The organism is Staphylococcus sp. 510, assembly GCF_057219715.1.
Genome location: NZ_JBXVVK010000010.1, coordinates 62,112 through 82,573, shown reverse-complemented (window position 1 = coordinate 82,573; position 20,462 = coordinate 62,112). Strand labels below are relative to the sequence as shown.

The 20,462-nt window shown below is 35.1% G+C and carries 16 protein-coding genes; 11 read left to right on the top strand and 5 right to left on the bottom strand.

Translation table 11 applies throughout. The features are described from left to right. The first annotated feature begins 120 nt into the window (after nt 1-120). From rpoC to tuf, 6 genes are all read left to right on the top strand, one after another. On the top strand, nt 121-3,744 hold the full coding sequence (gene rpoC, locus AC2D8K_RS08995) for a DNA-directed RNA polymerase subunit beta' (protein ID WP_484698523.1): 3,624 nt from the start codon (nt 121-123) through the stop codon (nt 3,742-3,744). Between the two features lie 148 nt (nt 3,745-3,892). Then, nucleotides 3,893-4,153 carry a ribosomal L7Ae/L30e/S12e/Gadd45 family protein gene (locus AC2D8K_RS08990; RefSeq protein WP_002451221.1) on the top strand — a complete coding sequence of 87 codons (261 nt, stop codon included), beginning with the start codon at nt 3,893-3,895 and terminating at the stop codon, nt 4,151-4,153. Between the two features lie 89 nt (nt 4,154-4,242). Next, nucleotides 4,243-4,656 carry a 30S ribosomal protein S12 gene (gene rpsL / locus AC2D8K_RS08985; RefSeq protein ID WP_002451222.1) on the top strand — a complete coding sequence of 138 codons (414 nt, stop codon included), beginning with the start codon at nt 4,243-4,245 and terminating at the stop codon, nt 4,654-4,656. A gap of 71 nt (nt 4,657-4,727) precedes the next feature. Further along, nucleotides 4,728-5,198 carry a 30S ribosomal protein S7 gene (gene rpsG, locus AC2D8K_RS08980; protein ID WP_002451223.1) on the top strand — a complete coding sequence of 157 codons (471 nt, stop codon included), beginning with the start codon at nt 4,728-4,730 and terminating at the stop codon, nt 5,196-5,198. Nucleotides 5,199-5,317: 119 nt separating this feature from the next. After that, complete coding sequence (gene fusA / locus AC2D8K_RS08975; protein ID WP_002451224.1) at nt 5,318-7,399, top strand: elongation factor G; 2,082 nt, start codon at nt 5,318-5,320, stop codon at nt 7,397-7,399. 231 nt (nt 7,400-7,630) lie between these two features. Beyond that, nucleotides 7,631-8,815: an elongation factor Tu gene (gene tuf / locus AC2D8K_RS08970; RefSeq protein ID WP_002451225.1), complete on the top strand. Its 1,185-nt coding sequence runs from the start codon at nt 7,631-7,633 to the stop codon at nt 8,813-8,815. Nucleotides 8,816-8,985: 170 nt separating this feature from the next. On the opposite strand, the gene AC2D8K_RS08965 is transcribed toward tuf, so the two are convergent. Continuing rightward, the gene (locus AC2D8K_RS08965) at nt 8,986-10,152 is read right to left on the bottom strand and encodes a M20 family metallopeptidase (RefSeq protein ID WP_207024483.1); all 1,167 of its coding nucleotides are present in this window, start codon (nt 10,150-10,152) and stop codon (nt 8,986-8,988) included. 170 nt (nt 10,153-10,322) lie between these two features. On the opposite strand from AC2D8K_RS08965, the gene AC2D8K_RS08960 reads away from it, so the two are divergent. The 3 genes from AC2D8K_RS08960 (at nt 10,323) to AC2D8K_RS08950 (ending at nt 13,299) form a co-directional block, all read left to right on the top strand. After that, the gene (locus AC2D8K_RS08960) at nt 10,323-11,510 is read left to right on the top strand and encodes a glycine C-acetyltransferase (protein WP_002451227.1); all 1,188 of its coding nucleotides are present in this window, start codon (nt 10,323-10,325) and stop codon (nt 11,508-11,510) included. A 67-nt stretch (nt 11,511-11,577) separates the two neighbouring features. Next, nucleotides 11,578-12,084: a GNAT family N-acetyltransferase gene (locus AC2D8K_RS08955; protein WP_049423933.1), complete on the top strand. Its 507-nt coding sequence runs from the start codon at nt 11,578-11,580 to the stop codon at nt 12,082-12,084. 267 nt (nt 12,085-12,351) lie between these two features. Further along, entirely contained in the window at nt 12,352-13,299 is a 948-nt protein-coding gene (locus tag AC2D8K_RS08950; RefSeq protein ID WP_207024477.1) for an ornithine cyclodeaminase family protein, read from the top strand. Nucleotides 13,300-14,001: 702 nt separating this feature from the next. On the opposite strand, the gene AC2D8K_RS08945 is transcribed toward AC2D8K_RS08950, so the two are convergent. From AC2D8K_RS08945 to AC2D8K_RS08930, 4 genes are all read right to left on the bottom strand, one after another. Then, nucleotides 14,002-14,226, bottom strand: coding sequence for a hypothetical protein (locus AC2D8K_RS08945; RefSeq protein WP_002452002.1), 225 nt, complete (start codon nt 14,224-14,226; stop codon nt 14,002-14,004). Between the two features lie 158 nt (nt 14,227-14,384). Continuing rightward, on the bottom strand, nt 14,385-15,155 hold the full coding sequence (locus AC2D8K_RS08940; RefSeq protein WP_002465566.1) for a DeoR/GlpR family DNA-binding transcription regulator: 771 nt from the start codon (nt 15,153-15,155) through the stop codon (nt 14,385-14,387). Nucleotides 15,156-15,318: 163 nt separating this feature from the next. Continuing rightward, nucleotides 15,319-16,554 carry an MFS transporter gene (locus AC2D8K_RS08935; protein ID WP_484698520.1) on the bottom strand — a complete coding sequence of 412 codons (1,236 nt, stop codon included), beginning with the start codon at nt 16,552-16,554 and terminating at the stop codon, nt 15,319-15,321. Nucleotides 16,555-16,582: 28 nt separating this feature from the next. After that, nucleotides 16,583-17,650 carry an alcohol dehydrogenase catalytic domain-containing protein gene (locus AC2D8K_RS08930; protein ID WP_484698518.1) on the bottom strand — a complete coding sequence of 356 codons (1,068 nt, stop codon included), beginning with the start codon at nt 17,648-17,650 and terminating at the stop codon, nt 16,583-16,585. A gap of 209 nt (nt 17,651-17,859) precedes the next feature. Between AC2D8K_RS08930 and AC2D8K_RS08925 the strand changes: the two genes are divergently transcribed. After that, nucleotides 17,860-19,482: a ribulokinase gene (locus tag AC2D8K_RS08925; protein ID WP_484698517.1), complete on the top strand. Its 1,623-nt coding sequence runs from the start codon at nt 17,860-17,862 to the stop codon at nt 19,480-19,482. A 117-nt stretch (nt 19,483-19,599) separates the two neighbouring features. Continuing rightward, the gene (locus AC2D8K_RS08920) at nt 19,600-20,439 is read left to right on the top strand and encodes an SDR family oxidoreductase (RefSeq protein ID WP_207024471.1); all 840 of its coding nucleotides are present in this window, start codon (nt 19,600-19,602) and stop codon (nt 20,437-20,439) included. Nucleotides 20,440-20,462: the final 23 nt, after the last annotated feature.

The window sequence follows — 20,462 nt, the reverse complement described above, 5'->3', positions numbered from 1 at the left end:
ATTAGAATGATAGAGGTAGAGCGATTTTAAATGTCGCTCATACCTTTCTCAAATTCTATATACTATAAATGTAAATCAATCAAATAGCACAGCTAATCTAAATTGAAGGAGGTAGGCTCCTTGATTGATGTAAATAAATTCCATTATATGAAAATAGGATTAGCTTCACCTGAAAAGATTCGTTCATGGTCTTATGGTGAAGTTAAGAAGCCTGAAACAATTAACTATCGTACGTTAAAACCTGAAAAAGATGGTCTTTTCTGTGAAAGAATATTTGGACCAACTAAAGACTGGGAATGTAGTTGCGGTAAATACAAACGTGTACGCTATAAAGGCATGGTTTGTGATAGATGTGGTGTTGAAGTAACGAAGTCTAAAGTACGTCGTGAAAGAATGGGACACATCGAATTAGCAGCACCAGTATCACACATTTGGTATTTCAAAGGTATTCCAAGCCGTATGGGACTTTTATTAGATATGTCTCCAAGAGCATTGGAAGAAGTTATTTACTTTGCTTCTTATGTTGTTGTTGATCCAGGTCCAACAGGTTTAGAAAAGAAAACTTTATTATCAGAAGCAGAATTCAGAGATTATTATGATAAATATCCAGGTCAATTTGTAGCTAAAATGGGTGCTGAAGGTATCAGAGACTTATTATCTGAAATTGACTTAGATGAAGAACTAAAAATCTTACGCGATGAATTAGAATCTGCAACAGGACAAAGACTTACTCGTGCTATTAAACGTTTAGAAGTTGTTGAATCATTCCGTAACTCTGGTAATGATCCAGCATGGATGATTTTAGATGTACTTCCTATCATTCCACCTGAAATCCGTCCAATGGTTCAATTAGACGGTGGACGTTTTGCTACAAGTGACTTAAACGATTTATATAGACGTGTTATTAACCGTAATAACCGTTTGAAACGTTTATTAGATCTTGGTGCACCTGGAATCATTGTTCAAAACGAAAAACGTATGTTACAAGAAGCTGTTGATGCTTTAATCGATAATGGTCGTCGTGGCCGTCCTGTAACTGGACCAGGTAACCGTCCATTAAAATCATTGTCACATATGTTAAAAGGTAAACAAGGTCGTTTCCGTCAAAACTTACTTGGTAAACGTGTTGACTATTCAGGTCGTTCCGTTATCGCAGTAGGACCAAGTCTGAAAATGTACCAATGTGGATTACCGAAAGAAATGGCGCTTGAACTATTTAAACCTTTCGTTATGAAAGAATTAGTTCAACGTGAAATTGCAACAAATATCAAAAATGCTAAAAGTAAAATTGAACGTATGGATGACGAAGTGTGGGATGTTTTAGAAGAAGTTATCGTAGAACACCCAGTACTACTTAACCGTGCGCCTACGCTTCATAGACTAGGTATCCAAGCATTTGAACCAACTTTAGTAGAAGGTCGTGCCATCCGTTTACATCCACTTGTTACTACAGCATATAATGCTGACTTTGATGGTGACCAAATGGCGGTTCACGTTCCATTATCTAAAGAAGCTCAAGCCGAAGCACGTATGTTAATGTTAGCTGCTCAAAATATCTTAAACCCTAAAGATGGTAAACCAGTAGTTACACCATCTCAGGATATGGTATTAGGTAACTACTACTTAACACTTGAACGTACAGACGCAGTTAATACTGGTACTATCTATAATGATACAAACGAAGTATTAAAAGCTTATGCAAATGGATATGTTCACTTACACACTAGAATTGGTGTTCATGCAAGTTCATTCAATAATCCAACATTCACTGAGGAACAAAATAAGAAAATCTTAGCTACTTCAGTAGGTAAGATTATCTTTAATGAAATCATTCCTGATTCATTTGCTTATATTAATGAGCCAACTCAAACTAACCTAGAGGGTACAACACCAGATAAATACTTTGTTGACCCAACAGAATTAGGTGAAGGCGGATTAAAAGAATTCTTTGAAACTAAAGAATTAATTGAACCATTCAATAAAAAATTCTTAGGTAATATCATTGCTGAAGTATTTAATAGATTCAGTATTACTGATACATCTATGATGCTTGACCGTATGAAAGACTTAGGATTCAAATTCTCATCTAAAGCAGGTATAACTGTTGGTGTATCTGATATCGTGGTATTACCAGATAAAAAAGATATTCTAGATGAACATGAAAAATTAGTTGAACGCGTGACTAAACAATTCAATCGTGGTTTAATCACTGAAGAAGAAAGATACAACGCTGTCGTTGAAATTTGGACAGATGCTAAAGATCAAATTCAAGGTGAATTAATGCAATCACTTGAAAAAACAAACCCAATCTTCATGATGAGTGACTCTGGTGCCCGTGGTAACGCATCTAACTTTACTCAGTTAGCTGGTATGCGTGGATTAATGGCTGCTCCATCAGGAAAAATCATTGAATTACCAATCACTTCATCATTCCGTGAAGGTTTAACAGTATTAGAGTACTTCATCTCTACTCACGGTGCGCGTAAAGGTCTTGCCGATACAGCACTTAAAACAGCTGACTCAGGTTACCTTACTCGTCGTCTTGTTGACGTTGCGCAAGATGTTATTGTGCGTGAAGAAGATTGTGGTACTGACCGTGGCTTACTTGTTTCTGACATCAAAGAAGGTACAGAAATGATTGAACCATTCATTGAACGTATTGAAGGACGTTATTCAAAAGAAACAATTCGTCATCCTGAGACAGATGAAGTTATTATTCGTCCAGACGAATTAATCACTGCGGAAATCGCTAAGAAAATTACTGATGCTGGTATCGAACAAATGTATATCCGTTCAGCATTCACTTGTAATACACGTCATGGTGTATGTGAAAAATGTTATGGTAAAAACCTTGCAACAGGTGAAAAAGTTGAAGTTGGTGAAGCAGTTGGTACAATCGCTGCCCAATCAATCGGTGAACCAGGTACACAGCTTACAATGCGTACCTTCCATACAGGTGGGGTAGCCGGAAGCGATATCACTCAAGGTCTTCCACGTATCCAAGAGATCTTTGAAGCCCGTAACCCTAAAGGTCAAGCGGTAATCACTGAAATCGAAGGTGTAGTAGAAGATATTAAATTAGCGAAAGACCGTCAACAAGAAATTGTTGTTAAAGGCGAAAATGAAACTAGATCTTATCTAGCTTCAGGTACTTCTAGACTTAAAGTTGAAGTAGGACAATCAGTTGAACGTGGTGAAGTATTAACAGAAGGTTCAATCGAGCCGAAAAACTACTTATCCGTTGCTGGTTTAAATGCTACAGAAAGCTACTTATTAAAAGAAGTACAAAAAGTTTACCGTATGCAAGGTGTTGAAATTGATGATAAACACGTTGAGGTTATGGTTAGACAAATGTTACGTAAAGTACGTATCATCGAAGCAGGAGATACTAAGTTATTACCTGGTTCATTAGTTGATATTCACAACTTTACTGATGCTAACAGAGATGCATTTAAAGAACGTAAACGCCCTGCAACTGCTAAACCAGTATTGCTTGGTATTACAAAAGCTTCTCTTGAAACAGAAAGCTTCTTATCTGCAGCTTCATTCCAAGAAACAACTCGTGTTCTTACTGATGCAGCAATTAAAGGTAAACGCGATGACTTACTTGGTCTTAAAGAAAATGTTATTATTGGTAAACTTATTCCAGCTGGTACAGGTATGAGACGTTATAGTGACGTTCAATACGATAAAAATGTAGCGCCAGTTGCTAGTTCTGAAGAAGAAGTAGAAGTTACTGAATAATTGATATAATGATCAAGAGGTTAGACTTAATTCTAGCCTCTTGATTCTTATTTATTTCATAAAAACACGAATAATTATTGACTATTGTACTGTAACAATGTTAATATATTATAGGTTGATGCAAGCAGAACTTTGGAGGATATTGAACATGTCTAATGAAAAAGTTGCACGCTTTAACAAACAACAATATGTAGTTGGTCTGAAGGAAACGCTCAAAGCGTTGAATAAAGATCAAGTTACATCATTGATTATTGCTCGAGACGTAGAAGTTCATCTAATGACTCGCGTGTTAAGCCAAATCAATCAAAAAAATATACCATATACACTTTTCTCATCTAAGAAAGAATTAGGAGAATATGTAGGTATCAATGTAAATGCAACAATCGTTGCTATATTGAATGAGAATTAGTAAGTGTCTGCTTACTAAATTTTATTTAACCTTAAAATGAACCACCTGGATGTGTGGGATTAAAAAATGAAGAGAGGAGGACATATTCAATGCCAACTATTAACCAATTAGTACGTAAACCAAGACAAAGCAAATCAAAAAAATCTGATTCACCAGCTTTAAACAGAGGTTTTAACAGTAAGAAGAAACAATTCACTGAATTGAATTCTCCACAAAAACGTGGCGTATGTACTCGTGTGGGTACTATGACACCTAAAAAACCTAACTCAGCGTTACGTAAATATGCACGTGTGCGTTTATCAAACAATATTGAAATCAACGCATACATTCCTGGTATCGGCCATAACTTACAAGAACACAGTGTTGTACTTGTACGTGGTGGACGTGTAAAAGACTTACCTGGTGTGCGTTACCATATTGTACGTGGTGCACTTGATACTTCAGGTGTAGACGGACGTAGACAAGGTCGTTCATTATACGGAACTAAAAAACCTAAAAATTAATTTTTAAGATTACGTAAATTTTAAAAATAATTAATCACAATATACTATAATAGGAAGGGAGGATTTACATTATGCCTCGTAAAGGATCAGTACCTAAAAGAGACGTATTACCAGATCCAATTCATAACTCAAAATTAGTTACAAAATTAATTAACAAAATTATGTTAGATGGTAAACGCGGAACAGCTCAAAGAATTCTTTATTCAGCATTCGACCTAGTTGAAGAACGTAGTGGTCGTCAAGCTATTGAAGTATTCGAAGAAGCAATTGAAAACATTATGCCAGTATTAGAAGTTAAAGCTCGTCGTGTGGGTGGTTCAAACTACCAAGTACCTGTTGAGGTACGCCCAGAACGTCGTTCTACTTTAGGATTACGTTGGTTAGTTAACTATGCGCGTCTTCGTGGTGAAAAAACTATGGAAGAACGTTTAGCTAACGAAATCTTAGATGCAGCAAATAATACAGGTGGTGCAGTTAAGAAACGTGAGGACACTCACAAAATGGCTGAAGCTAACAAAGCATTTGCTCACTACCGTTGGTAAGATTAAAGCTTTTACCCTGAGCGTGTTCCGTATCATTGGTTTACCAATAATGGCTCATGCTTAGGGCATCGCCATATCTAAAGTACTTATTCAGTAATAACTGGAAGGAGAAAAAATACATGGCAAGAGAATTTTCTTTGAAAAATACTCGTAATATCGGTATCATGGCTCACATTGATGCTGGTAAAACTACTACGACAGAACGTATTCTTTATTACACAGGTCGTATCCACAAAATTGGTGAAACACACGAAGGTGCTTCACAAATGGACTGGATGGAACAAGAGCAAGACCGTGGTATTACTATCACATCTGCAGCAACAACTGCAGCTTGGGACGGACACCGTGTAAATATCATCGATACACCAGGACACGTAGACTTCACAGTTGAGGTTGAACGTTCATTACGTGTACTTGACGGTGCGGTTACAGTACTTGATGCTCAATCAGGTGTTGAACCACAAACTGAAACAGTTTGGCGTCAGGCTACAACATACGGCGTACCACGTATCGTTTTCATCAACAAAATGGATAAATTAGGTGCAAACTTTGAATACTCTGTAAGCACATTACATGATCGTTTACAAGCGAATGCTGCACCTATCCAATTACCTATCGGTGCTGAAGATGAATTTGAAGCTATCATTGACTTAGTTGAAATGAAATGCTTCAAATACACTAATGACTTAGGTACAGAAATTGATGAAATTGAAATTCCTGAAGATCACAAAGAAAGAGCTGAAGAAGCTCGTTCAACATTAATTGAAGCAGTAGCTGAAACTAATGATGAATTAATGGAAAAATATCTTGGTGACGAAGAAATTTCAGTAGAAGAATTAAAAAATGCAATCCGTCAAGCTACAACTGACGTAGAATTCTACCCAGTTCTTTGCGGTACTGCATTCAAAAACAAAGGTGTTCAATTAATGCTTAACGCTGTAATTGATTACCTACCATCTCCTTTAGATGTTAAACCAATCGTTGGTCACCATGCTAATGATCCTGAAGAAGAAGTAATTGCTAAACCAGACGATTCAGCTGAATTCGCTGCATTAGCATTCAAAGTTATGACTGACCCTTATGTTGGTAAATTAACTTTCTTCCGTGTTTACTCAGGTACTTTAAGCTCAGGTTCTTACGTGAAGAACTCATCTAAAGACAAACGTGAACGTGTAGGTCGTTTATTACAAATGCACGCCAACTCACGTCAAGAGATTGACACTGTTTACTCAGGCGATATCGCTGCTGCGGTAGGACTTAAAGAAACAGGTACTGGTGATACTTTATGTGGAGAGAAAAATGACATTATCTTGGAATCAATGGAATTCCCAGAGCCAGTTATCCACTTATCAGTTGAACCAAAATCTAAAGCTGATCAAGATAAAATGACTCAAGCTTTAGTTAAATTACAAGAAGAAGACCCAACTTTCCATGCACATACTGACGAAGAAACTGGACAAGTTATCATCGGTGGTATGGGTGAGTTACACTTAGACATCTTAGTTGACCGTATGAAGAAAGAATTTAACGTTGAATGTAATGTTGGTGCGCCAATGGTTTCATATCGTGAAACATTCAAGCAAGCTGCACAAGTTCAAGGTAAATTCTCTCGTCAATCTGGTGGTCGTGGTCAATACGGTGATGTTCACATTGAATTCACACCTAACGAAACAGGTGGCGGTTTCGAATTCGAAAACGCTATCGTCGGTGGTGTAGTTCCTCGTGAATACATTCCATCAGTTGAAGCTGGTCTTAAAGATGCAATGGAAAACGGTGTATTAGCTGGTTATCCATTAATTGATGTTAAAGCTAAATTATTTGATGGTTCATACCATGATGTCGATTCATCTGAAATGGCCTTCAAAATTGCTGCATCATTAGCACTTAAAGAAGCTGCTAAAAAATGTGATCCAGTTATCTTAGAACCAATGATGAAAGTAACAATCGAAATGCCTGAAGAATACATGGGTGATATCATGGGTGACGTAACTGCTCGTCGTGGACGTGTAGATGGTATGGAACCTCGTGGTAATGCACAAGTTGTAAATGCTTATGTACCACTTTCAGAAATGTTCGGTTATGCAACATCATTACGTTCAAACACTCAAGGTCGCGGTACTTACACTATGTACTTTGACCACTATGCAGAAGTTCCAAAATCAATTTCTGAAGAAATCATTAAGAAAAATAAAGGCGAATAATATAACTTGTCTTTACTAGCTATGCTAGGTTAAAATACAGGTTGAGCTTAGTTATAGGCTAATCGCTTTTATGAATTGATTTTTGTGGGTAAATGCATTATAAAGGAAATATGAATTAAGTAGTATTTCTTTTAGACACAACTTAATCAAACATCTTCTCATGATGGTGAGAAACTATCATGAGAGATAAATTTGAAAATAACTTTTATTAAGAATAGGAGAGATTTAATAATGGCAAAAGAAAAATTTGATCGCTCAAAAGAACATGCCAATATTGGTACTATCGGTCACGTTGACCATGGTAAAACAACATTAACAGCTGCTATCGCAACTGTATTAGCTAAGAACGGTGACACTGTTGCACAATCATACGACATGATTGACAACGCACCAGAAGAAAAAGAACGTGGTATTACAATCAATACTGCACACATCGAATATCAAACTGACAAACGTCACTATGCTCACGTTGACTGCCCAGGACACGCTGACTATGTTAAAAACATGATCACTGGTGCTGCGCAAATGGACGGCGGTATCTTAGTTGTATCTGCAGCTGATGGTCCAATGCCACAAACTCGTGAACACATTCTTTTATCACGTAACGTTGGTGTACCAGCTTTAGTTGTATTCTTAAACAAAGTTGATATGGTAGACGACGAAGAATTATTAGAATTAGTAGAAATGGAAGTTCGTGACTTATTATCTGAATACGACTTCCCAGGTGACGACGTACCTGTAATCGCTGGTTCAGCATTAAAAGCTTTAGAAGGCGACGAAAAATACGAAGAAAAAATCTTAGAATTAATGCAAGCAGTTGATGACTACATTCCAACTCCAGAACGTGATTCTGACAAACCATTCATGATGCCAGTTGAGGACGTATTCTCAATCACTGGTCGTGGTACTGTTGCTACAGGCCGTGTTGAACGTGGTCAAATCAAAGTTGGTGAAGAAGTTGAAATCATCGGTTTACATGACACTTCTAAAACAACTGTTACTGGTGTAGAAATGTTCCGTAAGTTATTAGACTACGCTGAAGCTGGTGACAACATCGGTGCTTTATTACGTGGTGTTGCTCGTGAAGACGTACAACGTGGTCAAGTATTAGCTGCTCCTGGTTCAATTACACCACATACAAAATTCAAAGCGGAAGTTTACGTTTTATCTAAAGACGAAGGTGGACGTCACACTCCATTCTTCAGTAACTACCGCCCGCAATTCTATTTCCGTACTACTGACGTAACTGGCGTTGTTCAATTACCAGAAGGTACTGAAATGGTTATGCCTGGTGACAACGTTGAAATGACAGTAGAATTAATCGCTCCTATCGCGATTGAAGACGGTACTCGTTTCTCAATCCGTGAAGGTGGACGTACTGTAGGATCAGGCGTTGTAACTGAAATCCACGAATAATTTTATTATTCGATATATATAAAGACCCCATTATGGGGTCTTTTTTTATTTCTATAAATACATAACTTTACCGGCGATTTATCAACAAAAAATCCACTTATTACCCTAAATAAAAGGTAATAAGTGGATTATTTATTAGTTGGACTTTGAAAATTCACAAGACCATATTTTTAAAATACATTTTCAAGTTCTAAAATTTTAAAAAATTCACTGGCAGCATATTTAAATGATGATTCATCGATATCGAAATAAGGATTATGATGAGGTGCAGTAATATTTTTATCTTGATTGCCACATCCTGTTAAGAAAAATGCGCCTGGTCTGACTTTTAAATAGTGAGAGAAGTCTTCTCCAATCATCATCAAATCAGATTCATTAAAACGTAAATGCATATCATTAGCTGCTTGTTTAACAACTTCATATGCTTGTTGGTGATTATGAAGTGGTAAATAACCTTTAATGTAATTAAAGTCATAAGTGATATCATTAGCTACCGCTAAACCTTGTAATAATTTTTCCATCTTAGTTTTGATATGGTTTTGTAAATTAGTGTCAAAGGTACGTACTGTTCCTTTGCAAAACGCACTATCAGGTATCACGCTATCTGAAGAACCTGCTTGAACCATACCAAATGTTAACACCGCTTGTTTTACTGGATCGATGGTACGAGATACAATCTTCTGAGCGCTTAAAATAAATTCAGCCATGATGACGATTGGATCAATAGTTTCTTGTGGTTTAGCACCATGACCACCTTTACCTTGTATCGTGATACTAAATTCGTCAGGTGAGGCCATAATTGGTCCTGGACGAGAATAAATAGTACCTGTTGGATAACCACTCCATAGATGTGTACCGTAGATCTTATCGACGTCTTGTAAACATCCATCATTGATCATTTCTTGTGAACCACCGGGCATAATTTCTTCGCCGTATTGGAAGATGAAAACAACATTACCTTTTAATAGATGACGATGTTCATTTATGATTTCTGCAACGCCTAATAATATGGCTGTATGTCCATCATGACCACACGCATGCATACACCCATCATTTTTAGATTTATAAGGTACATCGTTTAATTCTTGAACAGGTAGTGCGTCAAAGTCAGCCCTAAATGCAATGGTTGGGCCGTCAGCTTTTCCTTTAAAAGTAGCTTTAATTCCATTACGACCTACTGGCGTTTGAATGTCACATGACAATTGGCTAAGTTGGTTAACGATATAGTCATGTGTTTGCTTTTCTTCAAAAGAAAGTTCAGGATATTGATGTAAATAACGACGTAATTGAATCATTCTTTTTTCTTTTTTACTAGCCAATTGAAACCAATCAAACAAAACTATCACTTCTTCCGTATTATTATGATAATTAGTATATCATTATCTAATAAGACAAAATAGTTCAAAATGAATATTTATTGTTAAAAATACAATAAGTGATAAGGCTTTCATGAAAGGCGAAATTAAGGTATTATAAAGATAAATAGAGATACAAGGGGGATATGGTTGTGGTTCAATCATTACATGATTTTTTAAATGAAAATATAAACTACTTGAAAGAGAATGGATTGTATAATGAAATCGATTCAATTGAAGGTGCAAACGGTCCAGAAATTAAAATTGATGGTAAAACGTACGTTAACTTATCATCAAATAACTATTTGGGATTAGCAACAAATGAAGATTTAAAAGAAGCTGCTAAAGCTGCCATTGATTCACATGGTGTTGGTGCAGGGGCTGTACGTTCGATAAATGGTACATTAGATTTACATGACGAATTAGAAGAAACATTAGCGAAATTTAAAGGCACAGAGGCAGCAATTGCTTATCAATCTGGTTTCAATTGTAATATGGCTGCGATTTCAGCAGTAATGAATAAAAACGATGCTATTCTTTCTGATGAACTAAATCATGCTTCTATTATAGATGGTTGTCGTTTATCTAAAGCTAAAATCATTCGTGTTAATCACTCAGATATGGATGATTTAAGAGCTAAAGCTAAAGAAGCAGTGGAATCTGGTCAATATAACAAAGTGATGTATATTACTGATGGCGTATTTAGTATGGATGGCGATGTTGCTAAACTACCAGAAATTGTTAAAATCGCAGAAGAATTTGGCTTATTAACTTACGTTGATGATGCACATGGGTCTGGTGTAATGGGCAAAGGTGCTGGTACAGTTAAACACTTTGGTTTACAAGATAAAATCGATTTCCAAATTGGTACATTATCTAAAGCAATTGGTGTTGTAGGTGGTTATGTAGCGGGTACTAAAGAACTTATTGATTGGTTAAAGGCACAATCTCGTCCATTCTTGTTCTCAACTTCATTAGCACCTGGAGATACTAAAGCCATCACAGAAGCAGTTAAAAAATTAATGGCTTCTACTGAGTTACATGATCAATTATGGGAAAATGCACAATATCTTAAAGATGGCTTAGCTAAGCTAGGATTTAACACTGGCGAGTCTGAGACACCAATTACACCTGTGATTATTGGTGATGAAAAAGATACTCAAGCATTCAGTAAACGCCTTAAAGAAGAAGGTATTTATGTTAAGTCTATCGTCTTCCCTACAGTGCCAAAAGGTACAGGTAGAGTTAGAAATATGCCTACTGCAGCACATACAAAAGAAATGTTAGATAAAGCTATAGAAGCATATGAAAAAGTTGGTAAAGAACTTAACATTATTTAATAGATTTATTCAACAAATCAAGCACTCGTATATTGCGGGTGCTTTTAAATTTAGTGGAGTGGAAGCAATGGATGAAATTCGACAACTTACATATGATGATGAAACACAATTTCTAAAATATATTAATGAATGGTACGAAAATGAAGAGAAAATTGTTCCTGGTAATACAGATTTAAAAAAATATACATCTTTTAAAGAAATGGTAGATCATATTAATAAGTCAAAGCCTAGAGAAGATTGGGTGGAAACAAGTACATCGTTTTACTTTAAAGATAATGTTATTGTAGGCGCGGTTAATATTCGCTATCAGCTGAATGAATCATTAACGCGAATAGGTGGACATGTAGGGTATGGTGTGGCACAATCACAACGTGGTAAAGGCTATGCAAAAGAAATGCTAGGTCATGCTTTAGATATATTAAAAACAAAACAAATTAAATATGTATTAATGACATGTAATCCTAAGAATTTTAGCTCTCAAAAAGTAATCAAGTATTATGGCGGCTATGAAATAGAACCCTATATCAAAAAGAATGGATCACCTGTTAAACGATACCATATTCCAATTAATTAATCATATGCACAAAAAAACATTCCCCTAAATAGGAGAATGTGTGTCGTCAAAAGTTAAATTAAATAGTTTTGTTTAAATAAACAAAATCGCAGAGATGGTAAAGACACTTGTCTAACTATCTCTTTATTTATGTTTTTAAGAATAGCATGAATATGCGTACAAGACAATATAAACTTTAAATTACCGACATTTTTAATTAAAATATCGGGTAAAGATGACTATAGATGTATGAAAATACGATAATGATGAAATACGGAGGATGTAAATATGTTGTATTTAACTGAAAAAGACCAACAACAATTACTCAATATGCGTGAAGTGATAGATGAAGTAGCAGAATCACTCAAAGCCTTTTCTGAAGGCGAAACTGAAACCCCTTTACGATATTCTATTCCATTCAATGAAGATAATAGATATTTAGTCATGCCTGCGCTATCAGATGCTTTGAAAATTGTCGGTTTAAAGACAGTGACTTTTGCACCTAAAAATCCGGAAAAAGGTAAGTCGACCATTAGTGGCTCAGTTATTTTAAGTGATTATGAAACTGGCGAAACTTTGTCTGTTTTAGACGGTGGGTATTTGACTAAAATTAGAACAGGTGCCATATCTGGTGTTGCCACAAAATATTTATCTAGAGAAAATGCAAGTACTTTATGTGTGATTGGTGCCGGCGAACAAGCTGAAGGACTAATTGCGGCTGTTTTAGCAGTCAGAAATATTAATACGATTCACTTTGCTAGTAGAACGATAGAGAAAGCAGAAAGATTAGCAAAACAAACTAAAGATTTATATGATGTTAATGTTGAAGTATTTGAAGATGCAAATCAGGCTATTGAAGGGACAGATATCGTTGTCACTGCTACTAATTCATCAACTCCGGTTTTCGATAGAACATTAGATCCAGGTGTTCATTTGAATGCGGTAGGTTCTTTTAAACCTGATATGCAAGAGTTACCAACAGAATCTATGATGGTTGCGAATAAAATTGTCGTAGAATCAACAGAAGCAGCAATGGAAGAAACAGGAGATTTAAAAATTCCCGAACAAGAAGGCGTATTAACGCAAGATATGTTACACGCAGAGCTCGGGGATATTGTGGCAGGTCGTAAACAAGGTAGAACAGATGAGAAAGAAGTCACGCTATTTAAATCAGTGGGACTAGCAATTGTAGATATTGTCGTAGCTAATTACTTTTATAAAAAAGCACAGAAATAAAAGAAATCAGGCTAGGACATAAATATATTTCAAGTTATATTCATATTTAGGCAGTAGTTGACTTACACATGCGTATTGACTCATGTGTTCAAATTAAGCTTTAGAGGTATACATGAACTAAAGTTCATGCATAAAACCGTCTAAGTAATAAATTACAAAGACGGTCTAATGTACTAAGCTTTTTCATTTCAAGTCAACCTTGCCGTGAGGACGGGCCCCAAACATAGAGAGTTTCGAAAAGAAAATCTACAGACAATGCAAGTTGGGGATGGACAACGATAAAGAAATACTTTTTCTTTAGAAATTAGTATTTCTTATGCATGAGTTTCACTCATGTATTCCTATTTTAAAGTACACATTAGCTGTGGCTAATGCGTAAGAGGTTGAGACATAAAGTTTTTGTGCTTCTGGGAAACCGATTAACGGCGTCCCAAAAGCAGGATTATCGGCAGAAGGGACCCAACATAGAGAAATTGGTATTCCAATTTCTGCAAATAATGCAAGTTGGTCAAACGCTCACGATTCGACAAAATTTGGAAAACAATTCAAATGAACAAACTAAACTATTGAGTTTGTAAGAACTACTAACCTATGAATAAGGAAGTAGTTCTTTATCATCGTTCGGTTCTGCTCAAATCCTAAACGCTTTTGTCCAGACCTCTTTATTATTTCTATCCCACTCCCATTATCTTTACTTTCGATTTAATAAGGTCTACGTTTATAATTATGGATGAATGACTTTATATTAATCATTAAAAAGACAATAAATATAATTAAAGATCCACCGGCTAATGCCAGAGGTAGCCATTCGTCTTTACTTAATATCGTACGTATATCTGAAATGATAAATAACATAAATATTATACTAGTAATTATTACGGTTGTTTGCTTTGATTTGTATGTTTGCAACGGCTTTTGATTATTCATAATATCATCCTCATTCAATAAAAATATGACTAAGTAAGACTATCCGCAGTATCCTCGCAGACAAACAGCAGACTTACCATTTAAAATAGATAAATGTGAAATCGCTTACCTTCTTTATAACATCGATTAATAGTACTTTCAATATAAGGAACGCTTATTTATTGATAATCTTTAGGGTCGATTGCAATCACATTTGGAATGGTCTTCTTATACTCATGTAAGTCTTCGTGATGATCTGTGATTAAAGCAGTAATTTTATGAATAGGACATACTTGGTAAAAAGCAATTTTATTCAATTTAGAACTGTCTGTAAGCATATATACTTCTTTAGATTGATTTACCATTTGGCGTTTAGCGTCTACAAATTCTTCACTATAGTGAGTTACACCTTTGATCGCATCTATAGCAGGAGTAGCTAAAAAAGCCTTCATCGAGTTAAATGATTGTAGTGTTTGTGTCGTAATTAAACCATTTAGTACATAGTTGTTATGATATAGTGTGCCGCCAGTCACGATGACTTTATGGTTAGAAGAACGAAGTATCGAAGCGATATGTATATCATTTGTAATGATGGTTAAATGTTGCTTATGCAGTAAAGCTTTAGCAAATAATAATGTGGTTGAACCTGAGTCGATAATAAGTGTGTCTCCATCTTCAACGAACTCAGCAGCTTTGTATCCAATACCTAGCTTTTCGTAATAATATTCTGTCTGTCTTTCATCGAAATTCAGCTCACTATATACATTTTCGTTATTTAATACCACACCACCATGTGTGCGTCTAATTTGGTTATATTGCTCGAGTTTAACAAGATCGCGACGAATTGTGGCATCATGTACATTAAATTCTTTAGCTAAAGTGTGAACTGAGGCAGTTTTGTATTTAGTTAAATAGGATATAATTTTTTGTTCTCTTTCGGCAGGTAACATATTCACCGTCTCCATCTAGTAGTTTTGTTCAAATTATATAAATAATCCATGATTTATGTATGTTTATTATAGTATATCAAATACATAATAAAGGCTGTAGATGAAAGTATGACAATGAAATGACCATCTTATACTTAGCCTACAGCCTTTATATTATTGAGTTTTATTCTGTTTCACCGTATTGTTGGCTTTTCGGCATTTTAATGAAGTAAGTTAAAATTGTACTAATAAAGTATAATATACCTAAAATCCAAATTACGCCTAAGTCACCAAACGGTTCTAAGAAAATTCTTACGATCATTGGGCCTACGAACACTGGTAAACCAGCACCTAAGTTTAAAATTGAAAGGGTAGCATCTTTATCTTTTTTCACTAATGAAGGAATTAAAGCAGTTAAAGGTACATATGCTGCGATAAAGATACCCCAAGCAACACCAACAATTGTAAGTAAAATGATATTTCCGTGTGACCAAATAGGTACATAGCCCATTAATAGACATGAGATACCACTACCGATACCACCGAAAATCATAACAGTATTACGCCAACCAATTTTATCTCCGATAATACCCCAAATAAGGTTAAAGACGATATTTCCGAAGAAAATAGCTGACCAAACAGCTAACCATTTAGAAGTCGGGATGCCGTATGATTCTAAGTAAAGTGGTAAGAAGATTGGGAAAGCAAATTGTGCAGTAGTATTAATGACACGTACAATACCACCTACTAATACTTTTGGTTCTTCAACAACGATTGTGAATCCTTTTAACATTTCAGCTAATTTTGCTTTGGCATTACTTTTATCAGTAGGTAATTTATCTTTATTCAAGACGATTGCTAAGAATCCACCTAAAATTACCCAGAATAATGAGCTCCATAATGTTCCGATATGACCTAAGTATTTAATAGCAAAGATAGAGTAAAATGCACCTAGCACATTTAATCCACCAGTAAATACAAGCCAGAACCAACCTACAGCTGCGCCTAACGTACGTTGTTCAGAACGATATGAAATCCAAACTAAGAATGAATAAGCGAATAAAGGATAACCTAAACCTCTTAATGCATAAGCAGGATACATAATTGCTAAATTCTCAGAAGGTAGTGCAATACCAACAAAGAATATTGTTCCAATAATGTACAATACTAAACCGATAAACATCGTACGTTTACCGCCTAATGCTTCAGCTAAAACACCACTGAACCAACTTGCAATTGCAACCGTAATACCATAGCACCCAAATAACCAACTTACTTCATTTGAGCTAAAGCCATTATGTTGCAAATAGGGGCTTAGCCAACCAATTTCTAGGCCGTCTCCCATCATAAATATTAATATCCCAATGTAACCCCATACGATTTGTTTGGGCATACCTAAAAACGTTGTCTTATTCATCATTATGTTATCTCCCCTTAGATATCATGGTTTATGACCAGTGATATCTTAAATATGTTTTTTTCCAACCTTTATGTGCTGCAGTATCATCCATCGCCTTTTTAAGATCCTCTGTACTATGGATATCATAGTATTCATCAGGGATTAATTTTTTAAGGGCTTGTTGATACTCTTCATTTTCGAATGAAGCAATGAGTTGTTCAAATTCGTGTTTTGTACTTCTTGAACTACCTGAAAGTGTTAAACCTTTTTCTAATACGTCACGTGTATTAATACCAACTAAGTCTTCAGTAACACCCATTAAAACGATTTGTCCTTGTCTATCAATTAAATCGATTGCTTGGTTGATTGCAGATTCAGAGAATTTACCACCACAACATTCAAATACAGTATGAACGCCTTTATGACTGTTGAAATCATAATCAAATACAAGATGTGTTGTCGCAAAGTTTTCGAATGATTGAAGTTTTTCTTCAATAGCGCCGAAAACAATTAAATTTTCTTTTTCAATGCCATATATATAATGAAGTGCAGTTGCTGCTAAATAACCAACCGGGCCGTCGCCGAATACTGCAACTTGTGGAGAAGATTTAGTAGTAATCTCTTTAAGTTGATTGATTGGGAATAATGATACTGAACATAATTCAGCTAATAAAGCGACGTCTTCATCTAATGTGTCTGGAATTTTCACGATGTTATCTCCAGGTACAACCATTCTATCTTGGCAAATACCATCATAGCCGCTACCCATAAATACGGCATTTTCATCATAATTATCTAATAAATCTGTTTCTTCGAAGTCACCAGCTCTTAAGCGAGAAGGGATATTCGGAACGATAACTACTTTATCTCCTTTTTGATAATCAGGATGTTTAGAATCTTCAATAGTACCGATACCTTCATGGAATAATGCCATAGGCAATTTTTTGTCTAATGTTTCTTTACGTCTATTACCTGTGTAATATCTTAAATCAGCATGACAAACACTTGCTTTAGAAGGATTAACAATAACATCACCATCTCTAGACTCATGATTAATTGTTGTATATTCAAATTCGCCAGGTTGAATTAGGCGATAAGCTTTTGACTCGATGCTCATTTTTGTTCATCCCCCTTTAATACTTGTTCACTTTTATTTATGTAAACAATAGTAAACGCTTACAGTTGCCTGTGTCAATGATTTTTTATATAAAAATGTTCATTTTAGTTCTTTTTGAACTTTTATGATTGATTTATTGTTCATTTATGCGTATCATTTAGGAAAACGCTTACTTAAAAGAGATGTAGATAAAGTATGGGGGTATAACAATGAGTTATAGCATTGGAGTAGATTACGGAACAGGCTCAGGAAGAGCTTTTTTAGTTGATACAACAAATGGAAAAATAATAGATAAATATATAAAACCATATACACATGGCACAATTGAAAAGAATTTAAATGGTGTTAAGTTACCACATAGCTTCTCACTTCAAAATGGAAATGATTATATGGAAGTTTTAGAAGAGGGTGTGCCTTATTTAATTGAATCTTCAGGTGTAAACCCAGAAGAAATTGTAGGTATTGGTATTGATTTCACTTCTTCTACAGTTATGTTTACAGATGAACATTTAGAACCAATTCATAATTTACCAGGATTTGAAAATAATCCTCATGCATATGTAAAATTATGGAAACATCATGGTGCTCAAGCTGAAGCGGATCAACTTTTCCAAACTGCATTAGATAATAAGAGTAGATGGTTAGGCTACTATGGATTTAATGTAAGTAGTGAGTGGATGATACCTAAAATTATGGAAGTAATGAACAAGGCACCAGAAGTTTTAGAACAAACAGCTAATATCATGGAAGCTGGAGATTGGATTGTTAATAAATTAACAGGACAAAATGTTCGCTCTAATTGTGGTTTAGGCTTTAAATCATTTTGGGAAGAAAATGAAGGATTCCACTATGACTTATTTGATAAAGTAGATGATCAATTATCAGATGTTGTACGTGAAAAAGTGGATGCACCAATTGTTAAAATAGGCGAAACAGTTGGCCAAATTTCTGAAGAGATGGCTGAGAAATTGGGTCTTTCAACACATACTAAAGTAAGTCCGTTTATTATAGATGCACATTCAAGTTTATTAGGAATTGGTTCACAACAAGATAAGCAAATGACGATGGTAATAGGAACAAGTACATGTCACCTTATGTTAAATGAACAACAACATCAAGTGCCTGGTATTTCAGGTTCTGTTAAGGGTGCTATTATTCCAGAATTATATGTATATGAAGCAGGACAATCAGCAGTAGGTGATCTTTTTGAATATATTGCAAACCAATCACCGAAAGCTTATGTAGATGAAGCGAATGAAAGAGACATTTCAATTTTTGAATTATTAAATGAGAAAGTAAAGGACCAAATGCCAGGTGAGAGTGGTCTAATTGTTTTAGATTGGCACAATGGTATAAGTGATAGTAACCTAAAAGGTTGTGTGTTTGGTATGTCGCTACAAACAACACATGAAGAGCTTTACCGTGCATATTTAGAAGCTACAGCATTCGGTACTAAAATGATTATGCAACAATACCAAAGTTGGAATATGGATGTTGAAGATGTATTTGCATGTGGTGGTATTCCTAAGAAAAATCCACTAATGATGGACATTTATGCAAATGTACTAAATAAAAAAGTAACAATAATAGATAGCGAATATGCACCTGCTATTGGGGCAGCAATCCTTGGCTCAGTTTGTGGTGGCGCACATCAAACTTTAAATGAAGCAATTAAGTCTATGAAAGAACCTGTTTTATATGAAGTAACGCCAGATCCTGAAAAAGTGAAACGTTATAAGAAACTATTTAGCGCTTATAAAGAATTGCATGATATTCATGGTTATAAAAAAGCGAGAATCATGCGTAATGTTGGTAAGTTAATGGAAACATAAAAATTTATGTTGGCACTTAGTGAATTGACAGAAGTTAGATTCACTAAGTGTTTTTAGTATCAATAAGTTTATTTATGAAGTTAGAAGTATTAGGCTTAAATAAAGGAGCTGAATGAAATGAATATAATGTTAACAGGTGCTACAGGAAATTTAGGTCATCATATTACTAACCAAGCCATTGAGCATGGTATTGACCGATTTTATATAGGGGTAAGAAATTTAGATAAAGTTCCAGAACAATGGAGAAATCATGTTACTGTAAGGCAATTGAATTATTTTGATGAAAAAAGTATGGTTACAGCATTTGAAGATATTGATACAGTTATTTTTATACCAAGTATCATACATCCATCTATTAAAAGAATTCCAGAAGTAGAAAATCTAATTAGTGCAGCAAAGCAAAGTGGCGTTAGTCATATTATTTATATTGGATATTATGCAGATCAACATAATAATCCTTTCCATATGAGTCCTTACTTTGGATATGCTGAACGTCTTCTTGCTTCAAGTGGTATTGATTATACATATGTCAGAATGGCAATGTATATGGACCCATTGAAACCGTATCTTCCAGAATTAATGGACATGCATAAGTTGATATATCCAGTAGGTGAAGGTCGAATTAATTATATTACTAGACGTGATATAGCTAGAGGTATTATTGCTATCATAGAGAATCCTGATACATGGGGAGAACGTTACTTATTATCAGGATATAGTTATGATATGTATGAGCTTGCAGATATTTTATCAGATGTATCTCAAACAGAAATTAAATATGAACCTGTTTCATTAGAGACGTTTGCAAATATGTATGATGAACCAAAAGGATTTGGAGCACTTCTAGCATCTATGTATGAAGCAGGCGCAAGGGGATTACTGGATCAACATTCTAACGATTTTGAAAACTTAGTTAACGACAAGCCACAAACATTTAAAGACTTTCTAATGGAATAAAGATTGTAATAAGAAGGTCATGA